The organism is Jatrophihabitans lederbergiae, from assembly GCF_031845305.1.
GTDB classification, from domain to species: Bacteria; Actinomycetota; Actinomycetes; order Mycobacteriales; family Jatrophihabitantaceae; genus Jatrophihabitans_A; species Jatrophihabitans_A lederbergiae.
The window spans coordinates 1-255 of sequence record NZ_JAVREH010000265.1; the positions used below are offsets into that span (position 1 = coordinate 1).

The 255-nt window shown below is 67.5% G+C and carries 1 pseudogene; it reads right to left on the bottom strand.

Annotated elements, in window-relative coordinates:
- Nucleotides 1–255, bottom strand: a pseudogene (locus tag RM423_RS25220) (hypothetical protein); the annotation flags it as partial.

The window sequence follows — 255 nt, forward strand, 5'->3', positions numbered from 1 at the left end:
ATGGTCGACGGTGTTCGTAGAGCGGCTCGCGGCCTTGATGCTGAGCCCGAACAGGTCGGTAAGGCGGCGGGAATCGCCACGGGTGGCGTGCGCTTCGTGCAGGCTGCGGTCGGCGCGGACGGCCGATTCGGTGAGGTCGGTTCCGATCTTGAGCTGGACCCAGCGGAGTCCGACGGCGGTGTCTCGCGAGGCGGAGCGGCTGTTGATGAACAGATGCGGATTGGCGGTCGCGGGCCAGGTGATCGCTCGTTCGTC